Here is an 18,686-nt window from a genome sequence, read left to right on the forward strand (position 1 = left end):
TAGTTGTGTTCCGCCGGCACATGGTCGGGATGTGCGCCGCTGCGCGGTCTGTACCGGACGCCGGGACGGCCAGGCGGCATCAGATCGCGCGATCACGGATTCCCTCATTGTATACATTAGTATACAATGAGGGTGGTCACGAGGTCACATAGTGGAGGCCACATGTTCCCCCTTAACGCTTGGTACGCGGTCGCCTGGGACGTCGAGGTCGGCCGGAAACTCCTTTCGCGCACCGTGTGCGGCCGGCCCGTGGTCCTCTATCGGACGCAGGAGGGTCGCGCGGTCGCGCTGGCCGACACCTGCTGGCACCGGCTCGTGCCGCTGTCGATGGGCTCGCTGCACGGGGACGAGCTTCAGTGCGGCTATCACGGCATCCGGTACGGCGCCGACGGCCGGGCCACGCACATGCCCGCGCAGGAGACCATCAACCCCAGTGCGTGCGTCCGCTCCTATCCGCTTGTGGAGCGGCACCGCTACATCTGGATCTGGACGGGGGACCCCGCGCTGGCCGCCCCCTCTCTGGTGCCTGACCTGCACTGGAATGACGATCCGGAATGGGCGGGGGACGGGAGGACCATCCACGCCGAATGCGACTACCGCCTCATGGATCTCACCCACGAGACCTTCCTGCACGGCAGTAGTATCGGCAACGCCGAACTCAACGAGGTTCCCTTCGAGGTCACCCACACGGACCGGACGGTCACCGTGTCCCGGTGGATGTACGGGATCCAGGCCCCGCCCTTCTGGGCCGCGCAGCTCGCCAACCGCTTCCCGGACTACGGCGGCCCGGTCGACCGCTGGCAGCGGATCACCTTCGAGGCTCCCTCGACCATCCGCATCGACGTGGGCGTGGCGAAGGCCGGCACAGGTGCACCCGAAGGCGACCGCAGTCAGGGAGTGAACGGCTACGTGCTGAACGCGCTCACCCCGGAGACGGACCGTACGTGCCACTATTTCTGGGCGTTCGCCCGCAACTACGCGCTGGGCGACCAGCGCATCACCACGCAGCTCCGCGAGGGGGTCTCGGGGGTCTTCTTCGAGGACGAGACCATGCTGAACGCGCAGCAACGGGCGATCGAGGCCAATCCCGGCTACGAGTTCTACAACCTCAACATCGACGCCGGCGGCATGTGGGCGCGGCGGCTGATCCAGCGCATGATCGACGCCGAGACCGAAGGCGTGGGTACCGCGGCCACGGAGGTGGCCCGTGCGGGGCGGTGAGTCCGGCTCCCGCAGCCAGGCCGTCGCCGCGGAACTGGGCGTGCGAGAGCTCATCCTGCAGGGCCAGCTGGCCCCCGGGACCCGGCTGGTGGAGACCGAACTGGTGAAGCAGCTCGGAATGTCCCGGACGCCGGTGCGCGCCGCCCTGGCCCGGCTGGCCGACGAAGGGCTGCTGGTCCCCGCTTCCGGGGGCGGGTACGCCGTCGCGTCGTTCAGCGCGCAGGATGTCCATGACGCCATCGAGGTCCGGGGGACGCTCGAAGGGATGGCCGTCAGGCTGGCGGCCGAGAACGGCCTTACCCGCAGCTCCCGCCGCGCGCTGCACGAGTGCGTGCGCGATCTCGACGCCGTCGTCGACGGGCTCGACGGTACGGATGAGCCCTTCCAACGCTACGTCGAACTGAACGAGCGGTTCCACTCTGCGCTGGTGGCGGCCTCGGACAACCGCGTCCTGCGGACGTCGATGGACCGGCTGGCCGCCCTGCCGTTCGCGTCGCCGAGCGCGTTCGTCCGGGCCCAGGCCTATCTCCCGGAGACGCTCCAGGTCATTGTGCAGGCGCAGCAGCAGCACCACGACATCCTGGAGGCGGTCGAAGACGGCCAAGGCTCTCGGGCCGAGATGCTCGCCCGGGAGCACGCCCTGCTCGCCAGCCGGAACCTGGACCACGTGCTGCGGCACCGCAGAGCGCTGCGCGCGGTGGCCGGCGGAGCACTCATCGAGGGGCCCCGGGCGGTCGAGCGGCCGGGGAGCACACGATCAGACGTGCCTGACAGGAGGAGGGCCTGATGGCCGGGCGAGAGAGCGCCGAATGGCATTTCACCACGGTGCGGGAGGTCAGCGACGTCGCGGGCGGCGTACGCAGGATCGTCATGGAGGCACCCAACGGCGTCCGCGGCCGGATGCCCCCGCCCGCCGGGAGCCACATTGACGTCATCGTGGACATTGGCGGCCGTCCCGAAGTGCGCTCGTACTCCCTGGTGCGGGATGGGGCGGACCGGGACGCCCTCGTCCTCGGGGTGAAGTCGCTGGAGCGGAGCCGAGGCGGTTCCGCGTACATGCACACCCTCCGTCCAGGGGCGCGGCTGCGGATCAGCGAGCCGCTGCAGTCGTTCGAGCTGACCATGGGGCGCCCCCGCTACCTGCTGCTGGCCGGCGGAATCGGTATCACCGCCCTTCTCGGGATGGCCGACGATCTGCGCGGGGTGGGCGCCGAGTACCGTGTCGTCTTCGCCGGCCGGGCGCGGGAGGCGATGCCGTTCGCCACCGGGCTTCTCGCCGCGCACCCCGGCCGGGTCGAGCTCGCCGTCTCCGAGGAGGGAACGCGTCTCGACATCCGGCGGCTCGTCGCCGGCCTGCCCGCCGGCACCGAGGTCTACGTCTGCGGGCCGATGCGGATGCTGGAGGAGATCCGCACGGCGTGGCGCGACGACGGCCGTCCGCGGGGGGCGCTGCGCTTCGAGACGTTCGGGAGCAGCGGACTCTACCCGGCCCGGGAGTTCCGGGTCCGGGTGCCGCGCCTCGGTCTCAGCGTCACCGTGCCGCCGGAGACGTCCATGCTCGACGCCCTGCACGAGGCCGGGGCCGAGCTCATGTTCGACTGCCTGCGCGGCGAGTGCGGCCTGTGCGAGGTCAAGGTGCTCCAGGCGGACGGGCCCATCGACCACCGCGACGTGTTCCTCAGCGAGCGCGAACGCGCCGGGAACGGCTCACTGTGCGCGTGCGTCTCGCGCGTCGCCGGGGGAGACGTCACCATCGATGTGCCGTGGCGCGGTGACGCGGTGCCCCGGGCGGGGACGCGGTAGCCGCCCCCGGCCGGCCAGGGCGGCGGGCTACCCTGTTGGGCCGCTGCGTTCGTGCGGACCGAAGACGGCCTCGTGCAGGAGTTCGACCGGGTGCCGTGCCCGCCGGCCGGTGCCGTGCGCGATCTGCTGGCGGCACGACACCCCTGTCGCGCAGACGGCCGCGTCGGGGGCCGAGGTGATGGCCGGGAAGAGCCGCTGCCCGCCGATGGTCATGGACAGGTCGTAGTGCTCGGCCTCGAACCCGAACGAGCCGGCCATGCCGCAGCAGCCGGCGTCGAGTTCGCGGACCTCGACCCCCGGCAGGTGGCGCAGCAACCGCATGCTCGTCTCGGTTCCGGTGACGGCCTTCTGGTGGCAGTGGCCGTGGAACAACAGTTCCGCGGCGGACTCATCGGTTTCCGCGCCTTCGCGGACGCGGAGCCGCCCGTCGTCGAGCGCGTCGGCGAGCAGGTCCTCCACCAGCCGGGCCCGGTCGCCCACGACGGCCGCGCGCTCGTCCCTGAGGAGCTGCGGGTGCTCGTCGCGCAGGGTGGCCACGCACGAGGGTTCGCACCCTACGACGGCGACTCCGCGCTCGGCGTCGCCGGCGAGCCGCTCCACGAGCCGGTCCGCGTTCTTCTTCGCGTCGTCGAGCAGCCCTTTGGAGATCTGGGCGCGCCCGCAGCACAGGTCCGGCTCCATCCGCACCCGCCATCCTGCGTGCTCCAGCAGTTCGATGGCCGCCTTGCCGATGTGCGGTTCTGTGAAGCTGGTGAAGGAGTCCGCGAGGAAGACCACCTCGTCGGCCGGCTGTGCCGTTTCCTTCGGTGTGCGGCCCCGGAACCAGCGGATGAGGTTGTCGCGACGGAAGGTCGGCAGCGGCCGCCTGCGGTCGATTCCCACGACACGCTGCATGAGCGCGCGCAGGAGGGCGAGGCGCCCGGGAAGGTTCGACAACGGGGCCGTCCACGATCCCAAGGCGTTGAGCCGCCGGATCCCGCCGAAGACCCGCGCCCGCAGCGGTGTCCCGTGTTCGGTGTAGTAGGCCGACAGCGACTCGCTCTTGAAGATCGCCATGTCGACCGACATCGGGCACTCGCGCTTGCAGGCCTTGCACTCCAGGCACAGGTCCAGGACCTCGTTGACGCGCTCATCGGCCAGTGCGGCACGGGGGTCATGCGCGGATAGCGCCTTGACCAGCGCGTTGGCGCGTCCGCGTGTGGAGTGCTCCTCCTCCTGGGTGGCCATGAACGACGGGCACATGGTGCCGCCGGACCCGGCCGGCTTGCGGCAGGCACCGATGCGCATGCACTGGTCGGCCGCCCCGCGCATGCCGCCGTGGCGGTCGAAGTCGAAGTGCGTCGGCACAGCGGAGGCGACGGGAAGCTGGGGGGTCCGCAGGTTCTCCGTCATCGGAGGAGCGTCGACGACCTTGCCGGGGTTGAGTAGACGCTCGGGGTCGAACAGCGCCTTGGCCCCGCGCATCGCCGCGTAGAGCTCCGGGCCGAAGATCTTCTCGTTGAACTCGCTGCGGGCCAGGCCGTCGCCGTGCTCGCTGGAGTTCACTCCGCCGAACGAGAGCGCGAGATCACAGATCTCCTCGGCGACCGCGCGCATCGTGGTCACCTGCTCGGGTCGGCTGAGGTCCATGAAGGGGCGCACGTGGAGGCAGCCGGCCGAGGCGTGCCCGTAGAATCCGGCGCGCAGTCCGTGCCGTTCGAGGACCTCGGTGAACCGCGTTGTGTAATCGGCGAGATGTTCGGGAGGGACCGCGGTGTCCTCGACGAAGGCGATGGAGCGCTCCGAGGGCTTTCCCGCCGCCATGAGCAGGCCCAGCCCGGCCTTGCGCAGCGCCCGGAAGTGCTGCTGCTGCGCCGGGGTCGAGGCGCGGGCCGCGGTGTAGCCGTGCCCGTTGGCACGCCACAGTTTCTCCAGCCGCACCGCTCCGGCCTCCGCCTCGGCGGGCTGGTCGGCGTAGAACTCCACGAACAGCAGCGCGGCGGGTTCGCCTTCCAGCCGACGCACCAGGTGGCCGTGCTCCGGTGAGCGCTGGGCCAGGTCCAGGATGAAGGAGTCGACGAGCTCGATGGCCGCTCCGCCGGCGGCCATGGCGTCATCAGTGGCCGCGATGGCCTCGGTGGTGGAGGCGAAGTGGCCGACCACCATTACGGTGGCGGTGGGTTTGCGGGTCAACGCGACCTCGGCTTCGGTCACCAGGCACAGCGTGCCCTCGGAGCCCACGGCGAACGAGGCGAGGTCGAGGGGCCCGTCGACCATGCGGTCCAGGCGGTAGCCGCCCGCGCGGCGCCAGAATGTCTGCGGGCAGGCCTCGACGGCCGCCCGGCTGCGCTCCACCAGTCCGGGAAGCTCGCGGTAGATGCGTCCTTCCAGGTCGCTCTGTGCCGCTTTGGCCTCGACGAGTCCGGTGTCCGCGGCCCCCAGCCGGGCACGGGCGCCGTCGGCGAGTACGGTCTGCAGTGAATGCACGTGGTCGATCGTCATTCCGTAGGCGGCCGAACGGGAGCCGCACGAGTTGTTGCCGATCATCCCGCCGAGGGTCGCCCGGTTGCTGGTCGAGGTGTCGGGTGCGAAGAACAGGCCGTGTGGGGCCGCCGCCCGGTTCAGTTCGTCCTGGACCAGCCCGGGTTGCACACGCGCCCGCCCCTCTTCGGGGGAGACCTCCAGCACGCGGTTCATGTGCCGGGAGAAGTCGAGGACGACCGCTTCGCCGACGGTCTGCCCGCAGTGGCTGGTCCCCGCGCCCCGGGGAAGCACGGGCACGCCGAGGCGGCGCGCGGTCTCCATGACCGCGACGACGTCGTCGGTATCGCGGGGAGAGACCACGCCGAGCGGCGTGATCTGGTACATGCTGGCGTCCGTGGCGAACATGTGGCGGGTGTAGGCGTCGAACCGCACGTCACCGCTGACCGCTTGGCGCAGTTCCGCCTCCAGGTCATCGCTGTGTCCGCGTTCCGGCGCCTTCTGCTGCAGGTGGTCGGCCACGGCGATTCTCCACTCCTCCCGCTCGCCTCCGAGGTCGCTCCGACCCTAGGCACTTCCGTATAGCAAGATCAATAGTTTGTAATACGAAAGTGCAGCGTGCGATACCGACGAGGGTGCTGCGCACCTTGACAGGCGGGGGAAAGGCGCAAAAAACTTCCATTAAACGGCAGAAAGTTTTCATAATACGAAATTAATTGGAGTGTCATGTCGAGTGGCCGCCACTTCCTGCAGATTCCCGGCCCCACCAACGTCCCCGACCGGGTGCTGCGCGCCATCAGCTACCCGACGATCGACCACCGCGGCCCCGAGTTCGCCCGGCTGGGGCGCGAGGCCGTCGACAGCCTGAAGACCGTTGTGCGCACAGAGTCCGATGCGGTCATCTACCCCTCGTCCGGCACGGGGGCCTGGGAGGCCGCCCTGGTGAACACGCTGTCGCCGGGGGACCAGGTCCTGATGTTCGAGACCGGCCACTTCGGGACCCTGTGGGCGGGGGTCGCCCGCGAGCTGGGGATCGAGGTCTCGTTCGTCCCCGGCGACTGGCGCAGCGGAGTGGACCCGGCGGTCGTCGAGGAGCGGCTCCGCGCTGACGGCGACCACCGGATCAAGGCGGTCGCCGTGGTGCACAACGAGACCTCCACCGGGGTCACCAGCCGAGTGCCCGAGGTCCGCGCCGCGATGGACCGCGCCGGGCACCCCGCGCTGCTGCTCGTCGACACCATCTCCTCGCTCGGCTCGGTGGACTACCGGCACGACGAGTGGGGCGTCGACGTCACGGTCGGCTGCTCGCAGAAAGGGCTGATGCTGCCGCCCGGCCTGTCCTTCAACGCCATCAGCGCCAAGGCGCTGCGCGCCTCGCGGACCGCCGGGCTGCGCCGCTCCTACTGGAACTGGGAGCCGATGCTTGAGGCCAACACCGGCGGGTTCTTCCCCTACACCCCGGCCACCAACCTGCTCTACGGGTTGCGCGAGGCCGTCGAGATGCTGCACGAGGAAGGCCTGGACAGCGTCTTCGCCCGGCACCGCCGGCACGCCGAGGCCGCCCGGACGGCCGCGGCCTCATGGGGACTCGACGTGCTGTGCCGGGTACCCGAGGAGCACAGTCCGGTGCTCACCGCGGTCATGATGCCCGAGGGCCATGACGCGGACGAGCTGCGCGCGGCCATCCTGGAGCACTTCGACATCTCGCTCGGCGCCGGCCTGTCCAAGCTGAGCGGGCGCGTCTTCCGGATCGGGCACCTGGGCCACTTCAACGATCCCGCGCTGCTCGGAACGCTCGGCGGTATCGAGGCAGGGCTGCGCCTCGCCAAGGTTCCCTACAGCCCGGGCGTCGCCGCCGCCGCCGAGTACCTCGCCGACACCGCCGGCATGCGGAGGTAGCGGCGCGGCTCGGATAACCGTGCCGGTGGGACCGGGAAGAAGGAGGCCCCGGCCCCACCGGACAGAACAGCTAGATCGCGCCGAAGCCCCAGAGGGTCGTCACGGCGACCATGGAGAAGACGCCGCCGACCAGGGTCACGCCTCCGTAGGAGACCAGTGCCGAGCGCAGCGGCATTCCTGAGAGGGAGGTGCAGACCCAGAAGTAGCTGGAGTTGACGTACTTGATGATCACCGACCCGCACGCCGCGGAAAGCATCGCCGCCTCGGGAGAGAGGCCGAGCGTGGTGAGCATGGGAGCGGTGAGCGAGGCCGCGGTGATCACTCCCACCGTCGTGGAACCGGTGATCATGTTGGCCATGACGCCCAGGATGAACGGCAGGAAGATCGACGGGATGCCGATGTCCAGCGTGTTCTCGGCGATGACGTCGACCGCGGGGGTCGCCTTCAGCAGCTCGCTGAGCGCGCCGCCCAGCCCGGTGACCATGATGACCATCGCCGACATCCGCAGGGCGTTCTCCACCCAGGTGTCGCGCAGGCTGCTGGAGTCCTCGGCGCTGTTGGTCCGCCAGGCCACGAAGTAGGCAAGCAGCACGCCGATGCCCAGGGCGAACACCGGCCAGCCGATGAACATGGCCAGGTCGTGTACCGGGTTCCCCTCCTCCAGGGTGAAGTCGGCGAGGCTGCTGCCGCCGATCAGGAACAGGGGAACGAGGATCGGCGCGTAGGACCAGCCGAGCGTCGGGAGTTGCCGGCTCTCGTCCTCAAGTGTCTGGCCGCGGTATTCCTCGGAGGGCGGGGACGTGACCCGCGGTCCGGCGATCTTCGCGAACAGCCACCCCATCACCGAGCCGAACAACGTGACGATGGAACCGTAGAGGATGATCAGCCCGATATCGGCATCGACCACCGCCGCCGCGGCGAGGGGCCCTGGTGTCGGCGGCACGATCGCGTGGGTCAGCTGCATGGAGCCGACCAGGCCCGTGGCCATGACCCCCATGGTGGCCCCGGTTTCCAGGGCGGCCACGTGGACCAGCGGGTTCAGGATGATGTAGCCGATGTCGGAGAAGACCGCCAACCCGACGATGAAGCCCGCGAGCGTCAGTGCCAGTGGCATGTTCCGTTTACCCACCAGGCGCAGCATCGAGCGGGTGATGCGCTCCACCGCACCGGTGTTGCGCAGGGCCTCGGCGATCAGCGTCCCGAGGACGATGACGACGGCGATCGACTGGATCGTGCCGCCGAACCCCGTTTCGAAGGCCTCGATGAAGACGGTGCGATCGATCGTGGGGACGAATCCCAACAGGACGATCGGCAGCAGCAGGGCGATGAAGACATGCCACTTGTACCTGGCTATCAGGAAGAGCAGAACGACGATTACGGCGACGAATCCACTCAGCGCGACCACTGGACTGTTCGTGATCGTTTCTTCCACGGTCCGGTCCTCTCGCGGGGCTACGTGGTACGGACCCGCGCCGGTCGACCGGTCTTCAGCGTGCGAGCCTTCCGCGGCTCGCGGGAACTGCAGGGCGCAGACGGGGGATCGCACCAGAGCAGTAGGGACCGCGGGAGTGAGGCCCCGAAGGCGGGGTGGGTCGGGGATAGAGCGCCAGTTATATTCCATATAATGGAATATTTAGTTCATATCATGAAACACTAAAATGCGAGTGTGGCCTGCGTCAACCCTTGTTATGAGCTGGAACACACGGGGTGCTCGCGTGAGGACGGGAACGCCGTCCGGACGGCTCCGCGCCCGTTGCGCGAGCCGTCGGTACGGCGGCGGTACGGTGCTCCCGGGAAGCCGTGAACGCGCTCGTCGCACGGTCCCGTAGCGATGGCCTGAACGGGGCGCGGCCGGTAGCGGTGCAGACATCGGTCCGCGCCTTCCCGGTGTGCGGGGCGCCGGTGGCGGGCCTCGCACGGACGGGTTCCGGGCGGCGCACCGCGGGCAGCCCCCGCCGTCATGGCCGTCCCGCCGGTGCACTCGTCACCGGCGGGACGGTCCGGGACGTCTCACCCCTTCATCGCGCCGCCGAAGCTGAATTTGCCGCCCAGCGCGCGCGAGACGGCTATGTACAGCGCGACGACGGGAAGGGTGTACAGCAGTGAGTACGCGGCGAGCTCGCCGTAGCGGACGGAACCGTACTGGCCGAAGAACGTGAAGATCCGCACCGCGGCCGGCATCTTGTCCGGGCTCGTCAGCAGGATGAACGGGACGAAGAAGTTCCCCCAGGTCATGACGAGGGTGAAGATGCCCACGACCGCTATTCCCGGTGCCAGCAGCGGCGCGACGAGCAGCCGCAGCGACTGCCACGCCGAGGCGCCGTCCACCCATGCCGCCTCCTCCAGTGTGATCGGGATCCCGTCGATGAAGTTCTTCATCAGCCAGATCCCGAACGGGAGGGTGGAGGCGGCCAGGAACAGCATCGTGGCCGCGCGCGAGTTCAGCAGGTTGGCCTGCACGAACATGCCGTAGACCGGCACCATGATCGCCGTGATCGGAAGTCCGGTGGCGAACAGCACCGTGTACATGAACGGACGCTTGAACCGCAGGGTGTACCGGGACAGCGGGTAGGCCGCCAGTACGGAGGCCAGGACGGTCACCACGGCGGCACCGCCGCAGATCAGGATGCCGTTCCACATCGGCCGGTAGAAGATGTCCGGTGTGAGCACCGCCTCGAAGTGCGCCAGGGTGAGCGATGTCGGCGGGGTGGCGCGCAGCGAGGGCTCGGTGTCGAAGGCGGCGAACACCATCCACAGCGATGGCACCAGGAACAGCAGCGCCAATACGCCGAGCACCAGGTAAACCAGGCCGGCACTGGCCAGGCGCCCCGGGGCGGTGATCGCCGAGCCCGTCCGTCGCCCGCCCGCCCGCCGGCCAGTTGCGGAAGGGGGTGCTTGGGAAACCGCACTCATCGCTTCGCCTCCGTTCCCAGCATCCGCACGTACACCAGGGAGAAGAGCCCCGCGACCAGCAGCAGCGCCAGCGCGATCGCGGTGCCGTACCCGAGGTCGCCGAGCTGCAGCGCCTGCTCGTACATCAGCAGGGGCAGCGTCGTACTGCGTGAGCCCGGACCGCCGGAGGTCATCACGTAGATCAGCGTGAACACCTGCACCGTCTGCAGCGTGACGAGCAGCAGCGTCGTGGCGATGGTGCGGCGGATGAGCGGCAGTACCACATGGAAGAGCACCTGGAAGCCCGAGGCGCCGTCCACCCGGGCCGCCTCCTTGAGGTCCGAGGGCACCTCGGACAGGCCGGCGGCGTAGGTCATCATCGAGAACGCGGTGCCCTTCCAGACGTTGGCGAGGATCACCGCGAGCATCGGAGCCGTGAACAGCCAGTTCTGCGACTCCACGCCGCCGAACCCGAGTACGGCGTTCAGGCTGCCCTCGCGTTCGAGGAACGCGTACCAGACGAAGCCGGCGACCACCTCGGGCACCACCCACGCGCCCACCACGATCACCCCGACCGCGCCCCGCACGAGCGCATGCCGGTTCTGCAGCAGCAGCGCGAGAGTGAGCCCCAGGACGGTCTGCCCGACCACACCGGAACCCAGCAGGAAGACGATCGTGAGGATCGTCGCGCTGGCGAACCGCGGGTCGGCGAGCAGCCGCTCGAAGTTGGCGAGCCCGATGAACTCCGTCTGCGCGGCTTGGGCCCCGGTCAGGGCGGCGTTGGTGAACGAGGCCCAGACCGTCCACAGGATCGGGCCGGCGAAGAAGGCCAGCAGCAGGAACAGGGCGGGCCCCAGGGGGATGATCCATCGGGCCGCACCGCGCTGGCCCGGGCGGGTGCCGCCACCCGCCCGGACTGGTCTGCGACGGCGCTGATCCGGTGTGAGCGGGGGAGTGGCCGTCGTCGCGGACATCGACTACGAACCCGAGGTCACGTTGTCGGGACCGACGATGCCCTCGACCTCCTCGGCATAGAGCTCCGTCGCCTCCTCGGGCGTGGCCTCACCGAGCATCACGTTCTCCATGGACTCCTGGATGGCCAGCGACACGCGGGGGTAGTCGCTGTAGGCCGGCCGGAACTTCGTGACGCCGACGAGTTCGGTGAACTCTTCGGCCAGCGGCGCCTCGTCCAGGAACTCGGGGCTCTCGGCGACGTCGTCGCGGACCGGGATCTGCCCGCCCTCAAGGGCGAACTTGGTCGCGTGCTCCTGGTTGAGCGCGTAGGCCATGACCTCCCAGACGAGGTCGGGGTCGGTCGCGTGCTGGCCCATGGACAGCGCCCAGCCGCCGGACATGCTGGTCGCTCCGTCCCCTTGGCCGTTCTGCGTGGGCATAGGGACGAACTCCATGTGCTCCTCCCACTCGGGCCAGGGCTGGTTGGCCTCCTCGATCCAGCTCTGGGTGTTCCAGGAGCCGTCCAGGTTGATGGCGAGCTCGCCGGCCGGGATGTGCTCCTCAGCGACCAGCGTGCCGATGTTGGCGTCGAGCGCGTCCTGCGGGTCGAGCGCGAGCCCTTCGTCGTAGATGGTCTCGATGAACTCCAGGGAGTCGGTGAACCCGGCACTGCTGGTGACCCACTGTTCGGATTCGTCGTCGAAGATCCAGTCCTCGGTGCCGCTGAGCAGCATCTGGAATCCCTGCATCGATGCCATCTCGCCGGCGGGCGTGCCGGAGTAGACGTTCAGCGGGGTGACGTCATCGCCGAGCTCCGACTGCACCTCCCGTGCCGTCTCCAGGATGTCGTCCCAGTTCTCCGGCTCCCACGGGGTGTCGACACCGGCCTCCTCAAGCAGTTCGGTGTTGTACCACAGGCCGCGGACGTCCGTGCCGAGCATGACGCCGTACCGCTGGCCGTCCAGCGCGGTGACGGCCTCCCGCTCCTGGTCGCCGAAGTTCTCGGCGTCCTCCCAGTTGTCGAAGTACTCGTCCAGCGGGGCCAGGTACCCGGCGTCGGCGTCCTGGTTGATGGTGAAGGTGTCCTGGTAGATGATGTCCGGCGCCTCGCCGGCCGACTGGTTCATGAGGTTGACCTGGGTCTGGTAGTCCTCGGCGGGCGCCTCGATCGCGTTCAGCTCGATGGTGACGTCCGGGTTGTCCGCCTCGAACTCCTCCTTGACCTTCTTCATCAGCGTGTCCATCGCGATGAAGGTGCCGTGGTTCATGTAGGCGACGCGCACCGTGTTGGCGTCCCGGTCGCCTCCGCCGTCACCGCAGCCGCTGGCGACCAGAGTCAGAGCGACCGCTGCGCCGGTTGCGCGCAGGACATGGTGTTTCCCTCTCCTCATCACGGACCCCTCAGTATTTCCCCGCCGGCCGTTCCGGCGGACGGCTATGTTGTCGCGGCGGCAGGTGGGGCCGCCTCCATGTCTCGGTGCCGGCTCACGTGAGCGGGCGTGGCTGACTTGCGTGACACGTCTCACATTGTTACTAAAATCCTTGGATAAAGGCAATGGACAAAGTCCGCGGCTCCCGGGGGAACCAGGGGGAACGGGACCGGCAGGAAGGAAGCCGCCGCATGGGCATGGGGACGAACCTACTGTGGCTCGGTGACCTGAATCAGAGTCGGGTGCTCGACGCGATCCGGCGGGCCGACAGCATCAGCCGGGTGGAGCTCGCCGAGCAGACGGGGCTGACACCGCAGAGCGTCTCCAACATCGTTCGGCGCCTGCTTGAGGCGGAGCTCGTCCTGGAGGCCGGGCGTCGCTCCTCACGGGGCGGCAAGCGGGCCACCATGCTGCGCCTGAACGCCACCGCCTACTACGCCGTGGGCATGCACATCGACCCGGCCAGCACCACCCTGGTGGTCACCGATCTGCGCGGACGGGTCATCGAACGCAGCCACCGCCGCACTCCGTCGGGGCACGGACCCGCACGCGTGATCGATTCGCTGGTCGAGACGGTGCGCCGGACCGTTCGGAGCTCGCGGGTCCCCGCTGACCGGATCCTCGGCCTCGGGGTCGCGACCCCCGGACCGATCGACGCCGGCGGCGGCTTCGTGGTGGAGCCGCCGAACCTTCCGGGATGGCACCGGGTCCCGCTGCAAGAGGAACTGGAGTCCGCCACCGGCCTGCCGGTGATCATCGACAACGACGCCACCGCCGCCACCATAGGCGAGCGCTGGTCAGGAGGCGATCAGCGCTCCGGCGACATGGCATTCGTCTACTTCGGTACCGGTATAGGAGGCGGTCTCGTACTCGGTGACCAGCTCTACCGCGGGACATCCTGGAACGCCGGGGAGGTCGGCCACATCACGGTGGACGCCCAGGGGCGGCTCTGCCCGTGCGGCAGCCGCGGCTGCCTGGAGCTGTACCTCGCCCCGCACGCTGTCGTCGCCGAAGCGGCGCGGCGCCGCGGCGAGGCGGTCCCCGACCTCCCCCGGCGCAGTGCGATGGCGATCGAGTCCTATGACCGGCTGTGCCGCGACGCCGAAGCCGGTGACGAGATCGCCGTCGCGACCGTGCGCGAGGCCGCGTCCCGCCTCGGCCAGGCGGCGGTGTCCCTGCTGAACGTGGTCGACGTTCCGCTGATAGTCCTCGGCGGGTGGGGCATCTCGCATGTGGGGCCGATCTACCAGGAGGCGCTCCGCGAGGCCGGGGACGAGCGCACGATCGCCCGCGCCATGCGCAAGGTCCGGGTGGAGACATCGCTCATCGGGGATGACGCCGGTGCGATCGGCGCGGCCTCCCTGGTGCTGTACACCACGTACTCGCCGCGGGTGAGCAGCCTCTAGAGGGGCGCTCCTCGTGCGGCCCGGAGGGAGCCCCCGACGTGCGCTGTGCCTTCGGGAACGTGTTCCGCCGGCGTGTGAGCTCCGCGGCTGGCGCGCGAACGCGGGAGTGGGGGCGGTCATTCGTCCGGTGCGCCGCGGAAGGGCGTACTCCGGGTCAGCGCGTTCCGCGAAGGCGGTCGATCTGCCGCCGTTCGCGTTTGGTCGGGCGGCCGGCTCCGCGTTCGCGCCGGGCCACCGGTGCCGTCGCCCCGGGCGGCGGTGCCGGGGTGTTGTCGACGTAGCAGCGTACGGCGACGGGCGCGCCGACCCGTTTCTCGATCACGTGACTGACCTCGACGATGCGGGTGGTGCCGTGGAGGCGGACTTTGACCACGTCTCCGGCACGAACGTGCGTTGCGGGTTTGGCCGGGCGGTCGTTGACCCGGACGTGGCCGCCCCGGCACGCCTGCGCGGCGTCCTGACGGGTCTTGGTGAGCCGCACCGCCCACAGCCAGCGGTCCAGCCTGCCGGTCGGCAGCCCCGGTGGCAACGCCCGGTTCCGCGCGGACGTCCCGGCCGGATCCGGCCGGGCTGCGGCCTCTCCTGGAACGTTCACGGTCTGAGGTCCTTGTCCGTCGGCGTGAAGTTCATTGCTCGCGCATGCCCTTGCGCCGCACTGTAACGCGCTCCCGACCGCTCCTGCCACCCGGACTTGGCCCCGTTCCCCGCCGGAAGGACGGAGCGGCGGGCGGGAGCGAGCCTGTGTGCGCTGCGGGGGCGCCGATCGCACACAGCGGGCCCGCGCCCGGGCAAGCCGGTCTCCGGCCGCGCGGGAACGCCGACGTTCCGGCTAGGAGGAGGCCGCCGACCCCGTGGACAGCAGGCTGAGCCGGGCCTCTTGGTAGGCCATCCACCACCTGGCGGTCATGCGCCGCTCGAACTCGGCGGGCCCCACCTTCCGGTAGAGCACCTCAAGACGCCGCTCGAACTCGGCCCATTCGGTCTCGGAGCATGTGTCGGAACGGAAAACCGCTCGCAGTAGCTTTATCACGGACTGAGGGGTGAGCTTGGTGGCCGGGTCCGGCGCTGTGGTGGGCATCGTCGATACAGTCATCGCTGTTCCCTTTGTCAACGGCATTCCCGGAGTGCGTTCCAGGTCCTGTTCTCCAGTTCAGATACCTCTGATTCTGGAGGGGGCGGGGAGAGTGGCGGTATATCGGCGGTATAGCGGGTATTTCTGCAGGTCACGCAATATGGAGAGTACTCTGCGGCGGTCCCCTCACAGCAGGGGTGCGCACCGTCCCGACGCGGCGCGGCGGACCGGCGGCGTTCGCGGTCGAGCTCCTATACCGGTCTCCCGCGCACGGCGCGGTCCGCGCTCGGGGCCCACTGCGGGCAGCGCGCGAACGCGACCCGTCTCGCTCGGGCCCGGTACAGGGCTACAGGGGGATCAGGCCGTCGAAGTAGAGATCGACGGGCAGATCCTTTCTGCCGCTTATACCGAGTTTCCGATAGACGCGTGTCAGGTGCTGTTCGACCGTGCTGGTCGTGATGTAGAGCCGGTTGGAGATTTCCCGGTTGCTGTACCCCTGGGTGGCGAGTGAGGCGACCCTCCGCTCGGCGTCACTGAGTTCGAGAATGAGATCGGAACCCGGGCCGACCGGTTCGGAGTTGAGAGGCTGGGGCGTACGCCGGCTGGCCGGCGGCGTGTCGTTGAGAAGGGCCCCGCACTTTTTCGCGACCTCCTGAGCCCGCCGAAATACGAGTCTGGCCTGCCGTGCGTCACCCAGCAGATGGTGCGCCTGACTGAGCGCGGCCAGAGCACGCGCCAACTCCAGGTTGTCCCCGCACGTGTGCAGGATCCGCGATGCCTCCTTGAGCAGGCCGGGCCGCTTGGCCGGCTCGCTGACCTCCGCAAGGACACGCAGGCTAAGGGCCCAGGTCCGGGTGCGCTCGCTCTCCAGCAAGGACAGCTGCTCCTCGATGAGGGACCTGGCCGAGGACCCGTTGCCGAGCCGGGCCTCCGCCTCGGCCGCCCTGGCACGCCAGGGGAGAAAACCGGGCCAGTCGATCCGCCACGTTCTCAGCAGGTCCCCGCAGGACATGAAACCGACGAGCGCGTCCTCCGCTTTTCCCGTGGCGAGATAGTAGTGGCCGCGGGCGTACAGAAACTGCAATCCGTAACAGGTGTTGTATGTTTCATGGGGAACGGGGTGGTTGAGGTATTTCCAGGCGCTCTCGTGATCCCCCATTCCGGTTTTCGTCAGAACGAGGACAGACAAAGGAGAACCGATTCCCACCCCCCAGCACTCGCCGGTCAAAAGGGCTATGCTCTCCAGCGCGCTGTGGTGCGCGCCGCAGAGATCCCCTCGGCGGACCAGTCCCTCTGCCTGAACGGTGCGCAGAAGGCTCCGAACTCCGGCCGGCCGATCCTGACGGACTCCCGTAGCAGTTGGTCGCACCAGACCAGCGCCTGGTCGACGCGGTCGGTGTAGATAAGGGAGCGGAGAGCGCTGATAGTGACGCTGCAGCCCTCTTCGGTGAGGTTGCTGCACCGCAGTGTTCGCTCGACGTCACCGATGGGGACGTCTCGTGGACCGCTGTCCAGGGCCGAGCGGAGCAGCGTGGGCGCCAGTAGGCGGGTGTCCTGCATCGGCGTGGGATGCGGGGGGTAGGGCTCGGTGCTCCCCTGGCCCAGGATCTGCGGCTGCGTGCAGGAGAGCCACGTTCGGATGACGTCGATTTCGTCGGCCGCGTCCGGATCGCCGTTCTCAGCGCGCTTCCGGAGGGAGGCGAGGACGTCGAGGACCTTGTTGGCCTGTCCGTTCCACACGAGGTGGCGGGCGAGCAGGAAGGCGTGGCGAGTGTTCAGGTAGCCCTCTCGCAGATCGGCGGCCAGAGCCGAGAGGCGCTCTCGGATCGTTCTGGAGCCGAGCCCCCACGTGTTCTCGAGAAGCAACGCCCGGATCGAGGCTCCTGCCGCCTTGTCCGGGTGTATCTGGTGCGCCAGGTTCAGTAGGCGTACGGACAGTTCGCGGTCATTGTCGGCGAGCGCCTGCTCGCTGGCCTCCCGGAGGACGGGTATCGCCCATGGCGCGTCGACGGGGCCGGCGGTGAGCAGATGCGCCGCGACCATGGAGGGGGGCGTTCCGTGGATATGCAGCAATCGGGCGACGCGGTGGTGCATGTCCTTCCGCTCTTCCGCGGAAAGCTCGTCCAGTAGGGCCTCGCCGACCAGAGGGTGGCGGAAGGCGCCGTTCGAGACCAGCCCGATGTCGGTCAGGGTCTGGAGCGCTCGGCTGGCCGTTCCCGAGCTGATGCGGAGCAGGCGGTCCAGTAACGCGACGGAGTCGCTCTCCGAGAGCAGTGCCAATCCTTGCGCCGCCCGTATCAGCGACCGGTCGATCCGGTGCAGGATCGTCGTCACGGCTTGCCGGAACGAGGGACCGATGACGATGTTGTCGTCGGCACCCGAACCGGCCGATCGGTAGTCCTTGATCAGCGCGTGCAGCAGAATGGGGTTTCCGCCCGAGGCCCGGACGAATTCTACCTTAAGTTTGAATTCCGTGGAATCGCCCAGCTCCCGGGTGATTATCGTGTAGACGCCGTCGTTGGTGAGTGGGTGCAGATTGGCCTGGTGGCAGTGCTGCTGACTGAGGAGATCGGAATGGAAGAGCGGGTGCACCGTGCTTATGCTCGGACTCTCCGTCATAACGATCAGGGTTCTGGACGTCCGCATGTGCCGAATGAAGTGCAGCAGGCACTGCAGCGACGGGATGTCGACATAGTGGATGTCGTCCACCGCGATGACCAGGGGAGTGTGGTCGCTGATCCTTGACAGCAGACGATGGAACCCCTCGATTACCTCGACCGGTTTCTGAATGGAATTCGGATGCGTGTTGCCGTTGGACAGGGTTTCTTTGCGCAGCTTGAGGAACTCGGCTGTTTCGTCGGCCAGTTCGTCGGGTGTCTCGGTCGAATTGAGGAGCTGGCCGATCGCGATGAGTGGTATTTCTTTTTCTATCGGCGAGCACGTGGCTTGGAGCGTAAGGGCGCCCTGTTGTCCTGCGTAGCTGATGAAATTGTTCAGAAGCTCGGTCTTTCCGTACCCTTCCGTTCCGGTTACGAGGACGGCGCTTCCTTTGCCGTCCGTGCACTCTTTGAAGAGGTTCAGTAGTAGGTCGCGTTCTTCGACTCTTTCGGTCAGGGGCATTCTTAAAGGGTTTCCGTCTACATTCTTCACAGAAGCGCGGGGTTCTCTGAAAGGGGGCGAAGGATAGGCAGGGGAAACCCGCTGATCACGATCGGTCACAGCGCAGCCCCCCAGGTTTATCAGTGCATGCGACAGGTGGACGGGCAGCGGTGGAGTATGACCGGTCCCGAGGCCGGCCCCGAGCCGGAGGGCCGGAAGCGACCGCGTTGGGGGCGACCATGAGCGCGCGAGCGGCGGGGGGATACATTTTTGATTTGGGGCGGATCCGGCGCCGTCTCATTGCATCGATCACCCCTTGGAAGGCTCCGGCGGCGACCTGCGCAGCTTCCTCGGGCCCGGCCAAGCGGCCGACACCCTCGCGTGCGGTGCGCCGCTGTCCGAGGTGGAGGGGAGGGTGCACCTCGAACGGAAGGTCTGTCAGTCCGCGCG

14 protein-coding genes are annotated in these 18,686 nt (G+C 68.6%); 5 read left to right on the plus strand and 9 right to left on the minus strand.

Features of this window, described 5'->3' with window-relative positions:
- Positions 1 to 162 precede the first annotated feature (162 nt).
- The 3 genes from VS93_RS19245 to VS93_RS19255 are packed head-to-tail and all read left to right on the plus strand — an operon-like array spanning position 163 to position 3,024.
- Positions 163 to 1,221, plus strand: a complete 1,059-nt coding sequence (locus VS93_RS19245; RefSeq protein ID WP_046471299.1) for an aromatic ring-hydroxylating dioxygenase subunit alpha — start codon at positions 163 to 165, stop codon at positions 1,219 to 1,221.
- Complete coding sequence (locus tag VS93_RS19250; RefSeq protein WP_046471300.1) at positions 1,208 to 2,008, plus strand: GntR family transcriptional regulator; 801 nt, start codon at positions 1,208 to 1,210, stop codon at positions 2,006 to 2,008. The genes VS93_RS19245 and VS93_RS19250 overlap by 14 nt, the downstream gene beginning before the upstream one ends.
- Positions 2,008 to 3,024 carry a PDR/VanB family oxidoreductase gene (locus VS93_RS19255; RefSeq protein ID WP_046471301.1) on the plus strand — a complete coding sequence of 339 codons (1,017 nt, stop codon included), beginning with the start codon at positions 2,008 to 2,010 and terminating at the stop codon, positions 3,022 to 3,024. Before VS93_RS19250 ends, VS93_RS19255 begins: the two co-directional genes overlap by 1 nt.
- A gap of 27 nt (positions 3,025 to 3,051) precedes the next feature.
- Here the strand turns inward: VS93_RS19255 and VS93_RS19260 are convergent, their stop codons facing one another.
- A complete protein-coding gene (locus tag VS93_RS19260) occupies positions 3,052 to 6,006 on the minus strand; it encodes an FAD-binding and (Fe-S)-binding domain-containing protein (protein ID WP_046471302.1) in 2,955 nt (984 codons plus the stop codon).
- A gap of 204 nt (positions 6,007 to 6,210) precedes the next feature.
- On the opposite strand from VS93_RS19260, the gene VS93_RS19265 reads away from it, so the two are divergent.
- Positions 6,211 to 7,383 (plus strand): pyridoxal-phosphate-dependent aminotransferase family protein, encoded by a 1,173-nt coding sequence (locus VS93_RS19265; protein WP_046471303.1) that lies wholly within the window; start codon positions 6,211 to 6,213, stop codon positions 7,381 to 7,383.
- A gap of 70 nt (positions 7,384 to 7,453) precedes the next feature.
- On the opposite strand, the gene VS93_RS19270 is transcribed toward VS93_RS19265, so the two are convergent.
- From VS93_RS19270 to VS93_RS19285, 4 genes are all read right to left on the minus strand, one after another.
- Positions 7,454 to 8,815, minus strand: coding sequence for a GntP family permease (locus VS93_RS19270; RefSeq protein ID WP_046471304.1), 1,362 nt, complete (start codon positions 8,813 to 8,815; stop codon positions 7,454 to 7,456).
- A gap of 578 nt (positions 8,816 to 9,393) precedes the next feature.
- Positions 9,394 to 10,296 (minus strand): carbohydrate ABC transporter permease, encoded by a 903-nt coding sequence (locus VS93_RS19275; protein WP_082127025.1) that lies wholly within the window; start codon positions 10,294 to 10,296, stop codon positions 9,394 to 9,396.
- Positions 10,293 to 11,249, minus strand: coding sequence for a carbohydrate ABC transporter permease (locus tag VS93_RS19280; RefSeq protein WP_046471305.1), 957 nt, complete (start codon positions 11,247 to 11,249; stop codon positions 10,293 to 10,295). Before VS93_RS19280 ends, VS93_RS19275 begins: the two co-directional genes overlap by 4 nt.
- A gap of 3 nt (positions 11,250 to 11,252) precedes the next feature.
- Entirely contained in the window at positions 11,253 to 12,620 is a 1,368-nt protein-coding gene (locus tag VS93_RS19285; RefSeq protein ID WP_046471306.1) for an extracellular solute-binding protein, read from the minus strand.
- A 230-nt stretch (positions 12,621 to 12,850) separates the two neighbouring features.
- Between VS93_RS19285 and VS93_RS19290 the strand changes: the two genes are divergently transcribed.
- On the plus strand, positions 12,851 to 14,065 hold the full coding sequence (locus VS93_RS19290; protein ID WP_046471307.1) for an ROK family transcriptional regulator: 1,215 nt from the start codon (positions 12,851 to 12,853) through the stop codon (positions 14,063 to 14,065).
- 154 nt (positions 14,066 to 14,219) lie between these two features.
- Here VS93_RS19290 and VS93_RS19295 read toward each other — a convergent pair whose 3' ends face one another.
- From VS93_RS19295 to VS93_RS19310, 4 genes are all read right to left on the minus strand, one after another.
- Complete coding sequence (locus tag VS93_RS19295; protein ID WP_046471308.1) at positions 14,220 to 14,594, minus strand: RNA-binding S4 domain-containing protein; 375 nt, start codon at positions 14,592 to 14,594, stop codon at positions 14,220 to 14,222.
- Positions 14,595 to 14,894: 300 nt separating this feature from the next.
- On the minus strand, positions 14,895 to 15,158 hold the full coding sequence (locus VS93_RS19300) for a hypothetical protein (protein WP_156184925.1): 264 nt from the start codon (positions 15,156 to 15,158) through the stop codon (positions 14,895 to 14,897).
- A gap of 325 nt (positions 15,159 to 15,483) precedes the next feature.
- Positions 15,484 to 16,296, minus strand: a complete 813-nt coding sequence (locus tag VS93_RS19305) for a LuxR family transcriptional regulator (protein ID WP_046471310.1) — start codon at positions 16,294 to 16,296, stop codon at positions 15,484 to 15,486.
- Between the two features lie 74 nt (positions 16,297 to 16,370).
- Positions 16,371 to 18,257, minus strand: a complete 1,887-nt coding sequence (locus VS93_RS19310) for an ATP-binding protein (protein WP_046471311.1) — start codon at positions 18,255 to 18,257, stop codon at positions 16,371 to 16,373.
- Between the last annotated feature and the right edge of the window lie 429 nt (positions 18,258 to 18,686).

Origin of the sequence: Allosalinactinospora lopnorensis (assembly GCF_000981225.1) — a bacterium.
Taxonomy (GTDB): domain Bacteria; phylum Actinomycetota; class Actinomycetes; order Streptosporangiales; family Streptosporangiaceae; genus Allosalinactinospora; species Allosalinactinospora lopnorensis.